General features: G+C 66.4%; 9 protein-coding genes. 4 read left to right on the top strand and 5 right to left on the bottom strand.

Annotated elements, in window-relative coordinates; translation table 11 throughout:
* The first annotated feature begins 348 nt into the window (after positions 1–348).
* The 4 genes from CKV91_RS01690 (at position 349) to CKV91_RS01675 (ending at position 5,418) form a co-directional block, all read left to right on the top strand.
* A complete protein-coding gene (locus CKV91_RS01690; protein WP_036957115.1) occupies positions 349–1,407 on the top strand; it encodes a thiamine pyrophosphate-dependent enzyme in 1,059 nt (352 codons plus the stop codon).
* Positions 1,407–2,372, top strand: coding sequence for an alpha-ketoacid dehydrogenase subunit beta (locus CKV91_RS01685; RefSeq protein ID WP_065861043.1), 966 nt, complete (start codon positions 1,407–1,409; stop codon positions 2,370–2,372). The genes CKV91_RS01690 and CKV91_RS01685 overlap by 1 nt, the downstream gene beginning before the upstream one ends.
* A gap of 47 nt (positions 2,373–2,419) precedes the next feature.
* Complete coding sequence (locus CKV91_RS01680; protein ID WP_197691374.1) at positions 2,420–4,000, top strand: dihydrolipoamide acetyltransferase family protein; 1,581 nt, start codon at positions 2,420–2,422, stop codon at positions 3,998–4,000.
* Between the two features lie 116 nt (positions 4,001–4,116).
* Positions 4,117–5,418, top strand: coding sequence for a glycoside hydrolase family 76 protein (locus CKV91_RS01675; RefSeq protein WP_065861042.1), 1,302 nt, complete (start codon positions 4,117–4,119; stop codon positions 5,416–5,418).
* Between the two features lie 146 nt (positions 5,419–5,564).
* Here CKV91_RS01675 and alr read toward each other — a convergent pair whose 3' ends face one another.
* The 5 genes from alr to CKV91_RS09450 form a co-directional block, all read right to left on the bottom strand.
* Positions 5,565–6,698 (bottom strand): alanine racemase, encoded by a 1,134-nt coding sequence (gene alr, locus CKV91_RS01670; RefSeq protein WP_065861041.1) that lies wholly within the window; start codon positions 6,696–6,698, stop codon positions 5,565–5,567.
* Between the two features lie 129 nt (positions 6,699–6,827).
* On the bottom strand, positions 6,828–7,313 hold the full coding sequence (locus CKV91_RS01665) for a hypothetical protein (RefSeq protein ID WP_095140917.1): 486 nt from the start codon (positions 7,311–7,313) through the stop codon (positions 6,828–6,830).
* Between the two features lie 152 nt (positions 7,314–7,465).
* On the bottom strand, positions 7,466–7,903 hold the full coding sequence (locus tag CKV91_RS01660) for a hypothetical protein (RefSeq protein WP_157738704.1): 438 nt from the start codon (positions 7,901–7,903) through the stop codon (positions 7,466–7,468).
* A gap of 159 nt (positions 7,904–8,062) precedes the next feature.
* Positions 8,063–8,548, bottom strand: a complete 486-nt coding sequence (locus CKV91_RS01655; protein ID WP_095140915.1) for a hypothetical protein — start codon at positions 8,546–8,548, stop codon at positions 8,063–8,065.
* The gene (locus CKV91_RS09450; protein WP_169712408.1) at positions 8,527–14,163 is read right to left on the bottom strand and encodes a DUF6531 domain-containing protein; all 5,637 of its coding nucleotides are present in this window, start codon (positions 14,161–14,163) and stop codon (positions 8,527–8,529) included. The genes CKV91_RS01655 and CKV91_RS09450 overlap by 22 nt, the downstream gene beginning before the upstream one ends.
* Positions 14,164–14,179: the final 16 nt, after the last annotated feature.

Raw genomic sequence — 14,179 nt, 5'->3', positions numbered from 1 at the left:
AGGTATGTGAGTCACGCACCCGACCCTGCTGGGAGGCAGTACATGGTTTCGCACGGCGACGCCACACACGGCAAGGGGTCATCAACCCACCACCTGTCACGAGGGGACGCGTCCCAGCCGCGCAGCGCGGCAGGGCACGACGGGTCCGAGCCCATGCAGCAGGGGCAGTCGAACCCCATGCCGTCGAACCCCATGCCGTCGGACCCGGCGCAGTCTGGCCCGCTTCAGCCGACTGGTCCGGTTCAGCCGGATTCCGGGCAGCACGACACAGCCACCTCGGCAGACGGCACCTGCCCGTTGTTCGCCGATCTGGCCCAGCAGTTCCCGGTGGACCAGCCCGCGTCCGACATGATCCAGATCCTCTCACCCGACGGGGTGCGCACCGATCGCGACGACCTCCCCGTGCACGTGAGTGACGCCCAGCTCGTCGACGCCTACGAGAAACTCGTCATGGCCCGGCGGTTCGACATCGAGGGTACGAACCTGCAACGACACGGGGAACTCGGCCTGTGGCCGCCCCTCATCGGCCAGGAGGCCACCCAGGTGGGCGCCTGGCTGGCCCTGGGCAGTGCGGACCAGGTCTTTCCCACCTATCGCGAGCAGGCCCTGGCCACCTGGATGGGTGTCGAACTGTCCCAGGTGCTGGCCACCTGGCGGGGAACCGCACACTGCCCGTGGGACACCGTCGCCACGCACTTCTCGGCCTACCCGGTGATGATCGGCTCGGGCACCCTGCACGCCGTCGGCTACGCCATGGGCATCCAGCGTGACAAGGCCGCCGATCCGAGCGTGGACGCCGCCGTGCTGGACTTCCACGGCGACGGGGCGATGAGCGAGGGCGACACCAACGAGGCCTACGTCTTCGCCGCCGCCATGAAGGCCCCGGTGGTCTTCTGCGCGGTGAACAACCAGTGGGCGATCTCCGAACCGACCAGCGTGCAGGCACCGACCTCGCTGTACCGACGCGGACTGGGATTCGGGATTCCCTCGGTGCAGGTGGACGGCAACGACGTCCTGGCGGTGGCAGCCGTCCTCTCGGCGGCCCTGGACCATGCCCGATCCGGCCGGGGACCGGTGATGGTGGAGACGTGGACCTATCGCACCGGAGCCCACACCACCACCGACGACCCGACCCGCTACCGCACTGCGCAGACCGACGAGTACTGGGCCGGTCTGGACCCGATCGTCCGGATGCAGAAGTATCTGCGCTCCCGGGAACTCATCGACGACGCCTGGCTCGCCGAACTCGACGAGCGGGCCGAGCAGTTCGGCGCCCAGGTGCGCGACGCCGTCCACCAGCCCGACCCGGACCCGGTGGCCCTGTTGGACGACGTCTACGCCGAACCCACCCCGGACGTGCGGGCCGATCAACGCGAACTCGCCGAGTGGCTGCAGGGAGGTCAGTGATGACGATGATTGCCAAGGCCCTCAATGCCGCGATGGCCGACGCCCTGGCGGTCGATCCGAAGGTGCTCGTCATGGGCGAGGACGTCGGCACCCTGGGCGGTGTGTTCCGCATCACCGACGGGCTCAAGGAGCGGTTCGGCGGGTTGCGCGTCATCGACACCCCATTGGCCGAGTCGGGCATCGTCGGCACGGCGATCGGCATGGCGATGCGCGGTTACCGACCGGTGGCCGAGCTCCAGTTCGACGGGTTCACCGCCCCGGCCTTCGACCAGATCGTCTCGCAGCTGGCGCGCTACCGGGCCCGGGTGGGCGGCCGGTGGCCGCTGCCGGTGACCATCCGGGTGCCCTACGGTGGTGGGGTGGGATCCCCCGAACACCACTCGGAGTCGCCCGAGGGGTTCTACGCCTCGGTGCCCGGCCTCAAGGTCGTCACCTGCGCCACACCCGACGACGCCTACTGGATGCTGCGACAGAGCATCGACTGCGATGACCCGGTGATCTTCTTCGAGCCCAAGCGGCGCTACTACGTCAAGGGTGAGATCTCCTCGGCGGCGTCAACGGGGCTGCACCAGGCCAGGGTGGTGCGCCCGGGGACCGACGCGACCCTGCTGTGCTACGGGCCGATGGTCGACACCTGCCTGGCTGCCGCCGAGGCTGGCGAGCAGGAGGGGATGAGTCTGGAGGTCGTCGACCTGCGCTCCGTCTCACCGATCGACATGGCCACCGTCGAGGAGTCGGTGCGATCCACCACCCGGGCGATCGTCGTGCAGGAGGCAGCTCGTACCCAGGGCATCGGCGCCGAGCTGTCCGCTCGCCTCACCGAGTCGCTCTACTACGTCATGGAGGCACCGGTGCTGCGGGTCACCAGTCCGACGACCCCCTACCCGCCGTCCCGGGTGGAGTCGAGTCATCTTCCCGACGTCGACCGCATCCTCGACGCCGTCGACCGATCACTTGCATACTGAATTCTGTCATTGTCAGGAGGCCAGGAGACACCGTGAAGACGTACACCATGCCCGACCCGGGCGAGGGACTCACCGAGGCCGAGGTCGTCTCGTGGCTGGTGAGCCCCGGCGACACCGTGAAGATCAACGACGTGCTGTGCGAGGTGGAGACCGCCAAGTCGATCGTCGAACTTCCCAGCCCGTTCGCCGGAACGGTGCACAGCCTTGCCGCAGACGAGGGCCAGACGGTGCCGGTGGGCGGAGCGCTCATCGTCATCGACGACGGCTCCGGTGCAGACGATTCCCACCCCGGTGACGGTGCCGACCAGGCAGGGACCGACGACGCGGGGAAGTCCGGTGGCAGTGCGGCCACAGACGGTGAGGAGAAGCTGCTCGTCGGCCACATCCCGGCGGCCGAAGGTGGTCGACGACGTCGCCGTCGCGGGGCCGGAGCTGGGCAGCAGGCGAGTGCGGCGCGCGGTGCCACTCAGCAGACCACCCCTGATGAGCCTCCGGTTGCAGCTTCCGCGCACCAGGACGGCCTCACGCCACCTTCCGCCCCGGCCGGACAGGATCGGAGCGCCGTCTCCCCGCTACGAGACGCTGATCCCCAGGCGCACGGTACGGCGCCCCAACCCGATCCGTCGAATCCGCCACGCATGGACGCGAGCACCGGCCCAGAGCACGTGCTGGCCAAGCCCCCGGCTCGTCGGCTGGCCGCCGAGCTGGGTGTGGACCTCACCACCGTCACGGGTACCGGGCGGGACGGCGTCATCACCCGCACCGACGTCAAGCAGGCTGCCGGCAACGACCCGGCCGATCGAAAGACAACAGACTCGACGCCCCAGCCGGTCATCCCGGCCCAGACCAGCGGCGACACCCAACTCTTCGCCCAGTCGTGGATCTCCCGGACCATGCTCGGCGGTGAGCCGACCGCACCGGGGGAACGGCGCGTCCCCATCCACGGGGTGCGCAAGGTGACCGCAGAAGCGGTCAAGACGTCCATGGACACCAAGGCACTCGTCACCGCCTTCCTCACCTGCGACGTCACCCCGACGATGGACCTCGTCGCCCGGCTACGAGCCGACCGCGCCTTCCGTGGGCTGCGGGTCTCCCCACTCACCGTGTGGTGCAAGGCCGTCACCCTGGCCATGCGACGCACCCCCGTCGTCAACGCCAGTTGGGACGACGAGACTGGCCAGATCGTCCACCACGAGCAGGTGAACCTCGGCATTGCCGCCGCCACGCCACGTGGACTCATGGTTCCGGTGGTACGCGATGCCCAGGACATGACGATGCTCGACCTCGCCCAGGAGCTCACCCGTATCATCGCGGTGGCCAAGGAGGGCCGTCTGCAACCCGCCGACTACACCGGCGGCACCTTCTCCATCACCAATGTGGGGGTGTTCGGGCTCAATGCCGGCACTCCGGTCGTCAACCGCGACGAGTCCGCCATCCTCGTGCTCGGGTCGATCGATCGACGACCCTGGGTGGTGGGCACCGGAGACGACGAGCGGATTGTCCCGCGCTGGGTGACGACGATGAGCCTGGGATTCGACCACCGTCTCATCGACGGGGAACAGGGTTCGACCTTCCTGCACGACCTGGCAGAGATCCTCTCCGACCCGACCGCGGCGCTGCTGTACTGACCGGACTTGTGCCCGAAAAGCGCGGAGCAGGGCGGGGTGCGGCGGTGACGCGGTGAACGACCCGCGACGCGACGCAGCCATCTCGTCATCGTTTCGGTCTGGCCCAAGGAGATGCAGTGAATCCCACCAGCAACGCGAACCATCCACGGAACCATCGGCCAGACGCAGGCCGCACCCCAGATCCCGAGGCTTGGGCTCGCAGGGCACGTCTGGCCCATCGCACCCTCCGGCAGTACTTCCGAGCCGGCCGGGTGCTGCTGCACGAGGCCGTGCCACGTCGCCGCCAGGACCGACGGCACAGTTACGAGTGGCCGCACTCCCAGGTCACGGCCGCCGCCACCGACCTGGCCTGCGTCGGAATCGGCCTGGCCACTGCCCACGACGCTGGCCAGGAAACCTACTGGAGCCCGTTGCTGGGTGCCTACACATCACTGCCGCGCCCGCCGCACGGGGTGGGTGGACGCATCTACATCGACGACAACGCCTGGATGGCGCTCATCCACGTCCAACGAGTACTCGCTGGAATCGGCTCCGACAAGGACCTTCGTCGCGCCCAAGCCATCCATCGCTTCATCCAGCGCTCCCGGGACACCGATCCGAGTCATCCGGCTCCCGGCGGGGTGTTCTGGATGGCCCAGCCGATCTGGGCCACACTGCTCAGCCATTGCCGGTCGGGCGATGGCTCGGGCCGTGGGGATTCACGGTTGCGCGCTGCACCAGATGGGCGGTGTTCTGGGATGCGGGTTGGATCGGCGCTGTCCGGGGGCCTGTCTCGCGCGTCGCACCTGCTCGGCGCGTCGCACCTGCTCGGCGCGTCGGCCTCGGGCAACCACAGTCGCAACACGGTCTCCACCATGCCGCCGACCCAGTTGGCCCTGCGACTGCACCAGGTCACGGGGGAGGATTGCTTCCTGCGCGACGCCCGGCCCATCTACGAGTGGGCCAGGGAACACATGCTCAGCCCGGACGGTCTGTTCTGGGACAACATCGACCTGGCTGGGAACATCGACCCCACCTTCTGGAGCTACAACCAGGGGGTGCCGATCGGTGTGGAGGCCCTGGCCTGGCAGATCACCGGGTCTGTGGTGCACCGACGTCGCTTCGACGAGATCATCGAGGCGTCCCTGGCGTATTTTCGTCCCGAGGAGCCGGACGGGCCGTTCGACGGGCAGCCGATCTTCTTCAACGCCATCTTCCTCAAGAACCTGCTGTTGGCCTCGGCGATCATTCCCGATGACCGCGCCGTACGCATCACACAGTGTTACGCCGAACGCATGTGGCGCACCCGTTGCGACCAGGACTCGGGACTGTACCGACGCCCCAGCGCCGATCACACCGAGCTGCTGGAGCAGGCTGCGATGGTCCAGCTCTGCGCAGTGCTCGCGGCTGATCCGCGCTGCTGGGCGTGGCTGTACTGACGTGCAGGTGTCATCGGGTGTGGGCCGCCCCTGCGCTGATGACTTTCGGTTATGGTTGAGTCCATATCAAAGAACCGTTTACGGGCCGCCCCTGCGCTGATGACTTTCGGAGTGCTCGGTCGCGCTCGCCGGCGTGCGGCATGGTGTCACTGGCTCGCGTTGATCCAGTACCGATCCACCCGAGCGGTGAGTCCACTGGTGATCTCGTAGCTGATCGTCTCGGCAGCTGTGGCCATGTCGTCGGCGGTGATCGTCTCGCCTGCCTGACTGCCGATGAGGACGGCCTCGTCGCCCACCTTGGTTCCGGCGTGCGGGCCGGCGTCGACCATGATCTGATCCATGCAGACCCGTCCGACCACCGGACAGCGCCGACCACCCAGCAGCACGACGCCCCGGTTGGAGAGCAGCCGGGGGAATCCGTCGGCATACCCCACCGGGATGGTGGCGATGGTCGTGCTTCGCTCGGCGGTCCACGTGCGTCCGTACCCGATGTTGGTGCCGGGGGCCACCTGTTTGACGAATGACACCCAGCTGCGCCACGCGAGGGCAGGGCGCAGGTTGGCGCGCTGCAGGCTCGGATTGGGGTCGTAGCCGTAGGCGGCGATGCCGGTGCGCACCATCGTCGTCGCTCCCAGATCGTGGCCGAGGACGGCACCGGAGTTGGCCACGTGCACCTGGGCGATGGGTCCTCGGGACGTGGCGGTACGCTCCACGGCAGCCAGGAAGTCCTCGATCTGGTGGGTGGTGAAGTCCTCACCGTCAGGGGTGTCTGCCAGGGGAAGGTGCGTGAAGACTCCCTCGAGCTCGAGATTGGGCTCCCGGTCGACGAGGTCTGCCAGACGCAGCAATTCCCCGGCTGGCAGTCCGATGCGTCCCATGCCCGTGTCCACGCCGATGTGGACCTTGACGGTGCGAGCCAGACGGCGTGCGGACCGGCCGGTGGCCGCAATGTTCGTGTCGTCGGTGACGGTGAGCCGCATCCCCGACGTGACGGCGGCATCGAGGTCGTGTGGCAGGGCGGGGGAGAGCTTGAGGATTGGTCTGGTGATGCCGGCGGCGATGAGTTCCTGGCCCTCGGCGACGTTGGCGACGGCGAACCAGTCGGCGGCGTTGGTGCGTTGGGCCTCCAGGGCACACTGGCTGGCTCCGTGACCGTAGCCGTCACCCTTGACGGCGAACATCACCTGTCGCCCCCCGGCCTGCTCACGAACCTGCCCCAGATTGTGGACGATGGCTGCAAGGTCGACGACGGCTTGGGAGGGCGAGGGGCAGTACGGCATGGGTGTCATTGTCCCACTGGTTGCCCCCACGACGGGAACGACGCCTTGTCGGGGCTGGGATGTGTCGGCACCCCGTACCTCTGTGTGGTGGGTTCATCGGGATGAACGATGCGTGGCTCTTGTCTGTGGTTATCGGTCTTGGGAGGGGCGGAAGGGGGAGTGTGGGAGGTTGTAGTCTCTTTTTCCGGTCCATCGTCGTAGGTATTTGGGTGAGAAGGCTGAGGATGGCAAGAGGATGTGGGGTGAGAGGTCTTCGAGTTCGGCGTAGTCGTGTCCGGTGGCGGGTGTGCCTGGGTGTTGGGCTGAGGTGTACTGGTGGAAGGTGATGGGTCCGTCTCCGTAGATGCGGAGGGTGTCGAAGTCTCGTTCGGCGTGGGTCGGTGAGTTCACGGTGACGCGGAAGTAGGAGGGGTGTGAGTAGCCTTCGAGGGTGAGGTGGTGTCCTTGTTGGTAGTCGTATGAGGTGATGACGTAGACGTTGTCTCGTGGTCGGCCGAGCCAGATGTTGCCGTCGAGGTTGATGAGGGTTTGTTTGTAGGTGACGAGGGGTCCGACGTTGGAGAGTTTGACTTTTCTGGTGAGTAGGAAGTCGATTATCGCTTCTTTGGATGGCATTGCCTTTTCCATTCCTTGGGGGTTTTCTTGAACATGATCTGGTTTCCGCCCCCGGGGAGCTGTCCGAGGGTGTAGGCGGGGTCGTCGTCGCCTTATGTGTGGCGCGCGACCAGGAAGCTTGGTCTAGGGACGGTGTTGGTGGTGGCTGGGGCTTATCGGTTCCGGAAGGGGTAATGCGGGCCGTAGCGGTGTTTCCCGACCCATTTTCGCAGATGCATGGGTGAAAAGGCGCTGAAGGGCCAGATGATGAGTGGTGAGAGGTCTTCGAATTCGGCGTACTCATGTCCAGTGACGGTAGTGGGGATTTCACCTCCCGTGGCGATGGCAGTGATGCCGGAAAAATCGTCGGTGAGGGTGATGGGACCTTCTCCGTAGATGCGTAGGGCGTCGAAAGTTCGTTCGGCGTGGGTCGGTGAGGTTATGGTGAGATAGAATCCATAACCCTTGAGAGTGAGGTGACGCCTTTCTTGGTAGTCATGGGAAGTGACAATGTGCACGGTGTCTCCGGGGCGTCCGAGCCAGATGTTGCCGTCGAGGTTGATGGTTGCTTTTTTGTAAGTGACGAGGGGCCCGACGGTGGAGAGTTTCACCTTTCTGGGTGGCATTGTCTTTTCCGTTTCTTGGGGGTTTTCTTGAGCATGATTTGGTTTCCGTCTCCGGGAGTTGCCCGAGGATTGTTTGGGTGGATTCTGCTGTCTGTGGGTGTGAGGTTTTGGTGGGGTGTCTCGGTTTTGGGTTGGTGGTTGGGTTTATCGGTCTTGGGAGGGTCGGAAGGGGGAGTGTGGGAGGTTGTAGTCTCTTTTTCCGGTCCATCGTCGTAGGTATTTGGGTGAGAAGGCGGCGGGTGGCCAGAGGAGGTAGGGGGAGAGGTCTTCGAGTTCGGCGTAGTCGTGTCCGGTGACGAGAGTGCCTGGGTGTTGGGCTGAGGTGTACTGGTGGAAGGTGATGGGTCCGTCTCCGTAGATGCGGAGGGTGTCGAGGTCTCGTTCGGCGTGGGTCGGTGAGTTCACGGTGACGCGGAAGTAGGAGGGGTGTGAGTAGCCTTCGAGGGTGAGGTGGTGTCCTTGTTGGTAGTCGTATGAGGTGATGACGTAGACGTTGTCGCCGGGTCGTCCGATCCAGATGTTGCCGTCGAGGTTGATGGTTGTTTGTTTGTAGGTGACGAGGGGTCCGACGTTGGAGAGTTTGACTTTTCTGGTGAGTAGGAAGTCGATTATCGCTTCTTTGGATGGCATTGCCTTTTCCATTCCTTGGGGATTTTCTTGAACATGATCTGGTTTCCGCCCCCGGGGAGCTGTCCGAGGGTGTAGGCGGGGTCGTCGGAGTAGATCGTGGGTTGTTCGCCTGTTGCCCCTTCGTAGAAGATTCTTCCCGTGGGCATGGGGAATTTGGTGACGTGGTCGGCGGCGTTGCCCCATTGCGGTACCAGGGCGCTGTCGAGTCGTGCCTGCATCGGGCCGGTCGGCCGCGTCCGGCTGACGAATCGCCCGACCTCTTTCCCGCTGTGCTCGCCGACGCCGCCCCACGCCCGGTAGACCGGGAACGGCTTGAGGGAAAGCTTTCTGTCGTAGGAGGAGGAACGGAAGGAATTGGCGTCGTCAGTTGTCAGCTGTCCCGTCACTCCGCGTGCGAACTTTCGTAGTTTCCCGGGCCCGCCGATGTCGTAGCTCCGGGCACCGTCGAAGTGTCCGAGGGGAATGGCCTCGGGCATAGCATCATAGATGGGTTGACCGATGCGGTTCCCGGCTGGGACGGTGAGGGCTCCCAGCGCCACTCCGCTGAGGGTCTCACCACCCACCTGTGATGCGTAACTGCGGGCGTTGTGGGGGCTTGGAGAGGTTGCCCAGTGGTAGTTGCCCATGGTGAAGCCCTGCATGCCGTTCAGTGTCACTCCGCGTGCGACGGCTGATTGGGCCAGGGGTGTGGCCGTCTTGCCCAGCGCGAATCCACCGATCGGTGCGAGCGCGCCTGACAGTGCGACCTCGACCCCGTCGACGTGTCCGGTCGTGACCTTTTGGATGGTCATGTCCAGTCCGGCCCCGAGGAGTACCTCTCCCAGTCCCGGAATCGGGACGAGTGTCAGGATGCCGCCGACGACCATGAGTCCCACGCCCACCCCGGTCTGCCAGGACAGGACGTCGTGACCATGCCGACCCCACCAACCTTGGAGGTCGAGGGTGTCCGTGAACTGGCGCATCTGGGCGTCGGTGACGGGGTTGCGCCCCATCGGGTCCGCAAGCGTCAAGGGACTGTTGGCCGCGTAGGCGTAGCTGCTGGTCTGCCACAGGGCACCCGTCGGTGCGGGCTGCGGGTCGGGGGTGAGGAAGCTCGCAGTCTCGGGATCGTACAGACGTTCACCCATCCACACGAGACCGCCAAGCGTGGGGTGGGCGCCGGTGTGGCCGAGGGCGGTCGTGAGAAGCCGACTGGCGAGGTGGTAGGGGTCTGCGGGGTCGATGTCGGGATGACGCCACGCCCCGTCGGGTTCATCGGAGGTGAGCAGGCCGCCGTCGGGAAGTGCCATCACCGGTGTGTCGTCGGCCTGTTGCAGGCTGGGCTGGTGCTGGTTGACGTCCCAATCGAGCCGACTGTGACCGCCGGGGCTGGTGACCTCGATGGGGCAGCCGAAGGCGTCGACGCGCACGCTCCAGTGTTTGGTTCCTGTGCCGCTGGCGGAGGTCAGGCCAGCCAACCAGCCGCGCCGATCCCACGTGTACGTCGTCGTGGCGACGTCGTCGGTGGCCTCGACGCGCCGACCGCAGGAGTCGTAGCGGTACCGGATGTTCCTCGTGGCCCCGTCAGCGGTGTGGGTCACGGTGGCCAGTTGGCCCGCGGCGTCGTAGGTGAAGCGACGGGTGGCGTCCCCGGTGACGGCGGTGGTGAGCCTGCCGCACGTGTCGTATGCCCAGCTTGCCAGCGCGGCCTCAGGGGTATGGACCTCGGCGAGGGCGCCGGAGCCGTCGTAGGCGTAGTACCAGTGGCCGTCAGGTGTGGACAGCTCGGTGACACGTCCAGTCTCGTCGCGTCCGATGGTCGTGGAGCCGGCCGGGCCAGTGTGGCTGGTGACGAATCCGTCGGTGTAGCTCCAGTGCTGTCTGCTGCTGCGGCTGGCCAGGTCCGTGAGACGTCCGGCTCCATCCCAGTCCAGGCGGACGTCGCCGAGGCGGGTGTGGCGGATCGTGGCGAGTCGCCCAGCGGCATCGTAGTCGTACTCGATGGTCTCGTCGGCTGCGGTGACGTGGCGTCTCAGGCGCGCCTCGTCGTCATAGACCCACTGCTCGGAGACGACACCCGACCCGCCCCGATCACTCGCCTCCTGCCCGGTGCCCGGCTCGTCGGATTCCGCGACGGGCAGACTCGTGTGGGTGAGCAGCAGTCCACGCGGATCGTAGGTGAGGACGTGGCGCCGAGTGACGGGACCGGCGTGGTCGTCAATGCAGATCGTGCGCGTACTGGCGTCGGTCAGGGTGCGGGTCACGAGCTCGTCGTCGATATGATCGTCGATGCCGTCAGGGCCGGAACGGTGCGTCAGGACGGTACCGTCGGGGCGCCCGACGGATACGAGGCTGCCCACAGCGTCCCAAGTGTACTGGGTGGTCCGTCCCAGCGGGTCGGTGAGTTCGGTGAGTCGTCCGCAGCTGTCGTAGTGGTAGGTCGTCAGCCCACCCGCAGGATCGATGGAGGAAACCAGGCGTCCGCACCGGTCGTAGGAGTAGCGCGTCACTCCACCGGCGGGATTGGTGGAGGCCACCAACTGGCCGCAGGTGTCGTAGCGGAAATGGCGGGGACCCTCGACCAGATCGTCGGCGAAGACGAGCCGTCCGCACGGGTCGTAGCGCCACTGCGACATTCCGGCACCGGGAACCCGGCTTGCCGTCAGACGCCCGCACGGGTCGTAGCTGTAGTGCGCAATCTCGCCGGTGGGGTCTGTGACGGTGGCGACCTGCCCGTCAGCGGTGTAGGTGTAGCGGGTCACGCCCCCGGCGGGGTCGGTGACGGCATCACGGCGTCCGCATGCGTCATAGTGGTAGCTGGTGACGAGTCCGGTGGGGCTGACGACGCGGGTGATGCGTCCGGCGAGGTCCCTGTCGTACCGGGTGGTCTGCTCGGCGGGGTCCCGGTACTCGATGACTCGTCCGGCGAGGTCCCTGGTGAGGCATTCGCTGGCACCCGTGACGTTGGTGTGGGTGGCCGGCAGGCCGTGGATGTCGGTGTCGACGCGATCCAGGATACGACCCGTGGGGGTCGAGATGGCCTGGGCCGTACCGGTGGTGGAGAAGATCTGGCCGCCCCCACATGGGTCGGTGACACGGGTGAGGTTCCCGTCGACGTCGTAGCCGTAACCCCACGTGGCGCCGTCGGGGCAGACCAGCCCGGTCAGTCGTGACAGGGCGTCGTGGTCGAAGCTCCACACCGTGTCGTCGGGCAGGTGGAGGCCGGAGAGGTTCCCGAGGTCGTCGAAGGTGTGGTCGATGACGTGCCCGGCCGGGTCGATGACGCTCGCCAGGCGCCCGTCGGTGCCGTACCCCCAGCGGATGACGCCCCCGTCGGGTGCGACGAGTTCGACCAGGCGGCCGCCCTGGTCGCGACGGTGGGTCCACGTGGCACCGTCGGGATCCACCCTGCACGTCAGCCGTCCGGCGTCGTCGTAGCTGAGTCGTGTCGTCGCACCCGCCGGTGACGTTGCTTCGACGACGCGTCCCGCCTCGTCACGGACCAGACGCGTCACACCCCCGTCGGAGTCGGTGAGACTGACGAGATCGCCGTGGGCGTCGTAGCCCAGCTCCAGGGTCACCCCGACTGGGTTCGTGGTACCCACCAGCAGCCCATTGGTCCACTCCAAACGGGTGACGCCCCCGACCGGGTCGGTGACGCTTGCCGGGGCGCGTGAGGTGTCGGCGTAGGTGAACGTCGTCGTCGCACCGTTGTCCAGTCTCACCGCGGCGAGCCTGTCCAAGGCGTCCCACGAGTAGTCGATGCTCGCTCCGGTGGGCAGACCAGTATGGGTGCACCGGCCCCTTTCGTCGTAGCGGTGCGTGGTGATGGCACCAGCCCGGTCGACCGCGCGCAAAAGGTTGCCGAACCTGTCATGGATCATCGACACCCGGCCCCCGTCCGAGTCGATGACGGCGACGGTACGTCCATGCGCGTCACCGATCCATGTGTTGGCGCGTGTGCCGTCGGCATCTGACGCGGCGGTCACACCCCCGGGCAGGTAGTTGACGTGGACCAGACGACCATCGGCGGTCTGCTGGGTCGCGATCCGGCCACGCTCGTCGTAGGTGTTGACGCACTCGCACACCCCGGCAGCGTCGATGACCCGCGTCACCAAGGTCCCATCCCACTCGTAGCGTCGGCAACCGTCGGGACGATCCACCTGCACGAGCCGACCGCGGTCGTCGTGGGTGTAACGCACGCGTCGTCCATCGTTGGTGGCTGCCCCGGCGAGAAGGCCGGCGTCGTCGTAGGAGAAGGTGATCCGTCGTCCCCACGCGGTGTCCAGCCCGCTCAGGCGGCCGTGTTCGCGGTGTGCCCGCACGACGTCGGTGGTCGACGAGCCAGAGCACACCCAGATACCGGTCTCGGTGAACACCCACCTGCCGCCGCGGTTGTCCGACACCAACCAGAAACGACTCGCGTCCTGTCCCACGTCTGCAAACCCCGGCAACTCGGAGGAGTCGACGTGGCTGAGCCACGCATTCTCCTCCGCCGCCCGTATCGGTTCCGGGTCGCTCTCGGCAGTCGAGGAGTCCGCTGGGGCGGTGAAGACGACGTGACGCCCGTCGGGGCGCACCCACTCCAAGTGATCGGTCTCGATGGTCAGGCACTGATCCGCCACGCACGACCACCCGGGCCCCAAGACGCCGGAGACACCTTGGGCAGCTTGGATCGAGTTGTACACGCGCTCGACCACGAGCGCCGTCCCCACGCCGTCGAACCCCAGATCGATCTCGGGCTCGACGAAGTTTCCCGTGGCGGAGTTGATGGGATCCTCCATGTACCCGGTGGCGGGGTCGATGCCAGCCAATGCCGGCACCGTGATGTCCAGATCGGGGCGGTTCACCGACGCCCCGTTGGCCCTCAGTGACTGCTTGATGGCCGAGTTCGGTAGGCTCAAGGTGCCTGAGCCGCCGGCCGCCTCGAACGCCTTGGCGACGGCGTTCAACCAGTTCACGTCGCCGGTGTTGAGCTCGCGCCACCGATCCAGCTGCTCGAACAGGTCGCCGACGACGAGCTGGCCATACCTGCACGCACGGCAGAAGGAGTCGTGGTCGGCTCTCAACGTGCTGCCTGGCGGAACGTCGGCAGCGGCGTCACCCAGGATTCCGGCGGCACGTGTCAGGTCGCTCGGGTTGGCCGACGTCACCCCGCCCGAGGCACCGCGGATTGACCTGTCCTGCTGACGCGGTTGGGTGAACGGCAGGTTCAGCGGTGGGGTGGCAGGTGGCTCGGCAGGAGCCAGACTCGGCGGGGCATCCGTGCCTGCCAACCAGTCCCAGCCCTTCTCCCACCAGTCATCGTGGGCGGACACGTAGTCACGGACCTGCTCGCGCCGTTGGTTCTCCAACTTTGCCTGTTCGGCCAAGTAGTCGACCTGGTCGGCGGCGGCCGTCAGTGCCTCCGACAACTCCGTCGCATCCTGGGAACAAACCTTCATGTTGCGGCTGAATACCTCGGCGAAGAACCCTCGGAATTGCCGCGAGGCCGTCGACTGGACCAGTGAGAGATTCGCGTTGAAGATATTGATGCGTTGCGACGTCCACCGCAACTGGGCCGAGAAGTCCTCGGCAACTCCGGGATCAAATTGAACGGGGTTCTGGTAATCGCCGAAAACACTGAAATCAGCCACTGGTCTGTCTCCGCAA

It is taken from the genome of Cutibacterium granulosum (assembly GCF_900186975.1).
Taxonomy (GTDB): domain Bacteria; phylum Actinomycetota; class Actinomycetes; order Propionibacteriales; family Propionibacteriaceae; genus Cutibacterium; species Cutibacterium granulosum.
Note: the sequence above shows the minus strand (reverse complement) of the source record. Positions and strands in the feature narration are given on the sequence as shown.

Bases quoted from the DNA above. Each gene is read 5' to 3' on its own strand.
- alr (WP_065861041.1), bottom strand. From the start codon at position 6,698: ATGCCGTACTGCCCCTCGCCCTCCCAAGCCGTCGTCGACCTTGCAGCC.
- CKV91_RS01655 (WP_095140915.1), bottom strand. From the start codon at position 8,548: ATGCCATCCAAAGAAGCGATAATCGACTTCCTACTCACCAGAAAAGTC.
- CKV91_RS01680 (WP_197691374.1), top strand. From the start codon at position 2,420: ATGCCCGACCCGGGCGAGGGACTCACCGAGGCCGAGGTCGTCTCGTGG.
- CKV91_RS01685 (WP_065861043.1), top strand. From the start codon at position 1,407: ATGACGATGATTGCCAAGGCCCTCAATGCCGCGATGGCCGACGCCCTG.
- CKV91_RS01690 (WP_036957115.1), top strand. From the start codon at position 349: ATGATCCAGATCCTCTCACCCGACGGGGTGCGCACCGATCGCGACGAC.
- CKV91_RS01665 (WP_095140917.1), bottom strand. From the start codon at position 7,313: ATGCCATCCAAAGAAGCGATAATCGACTTCCTACTCACCAGAAAAGTC.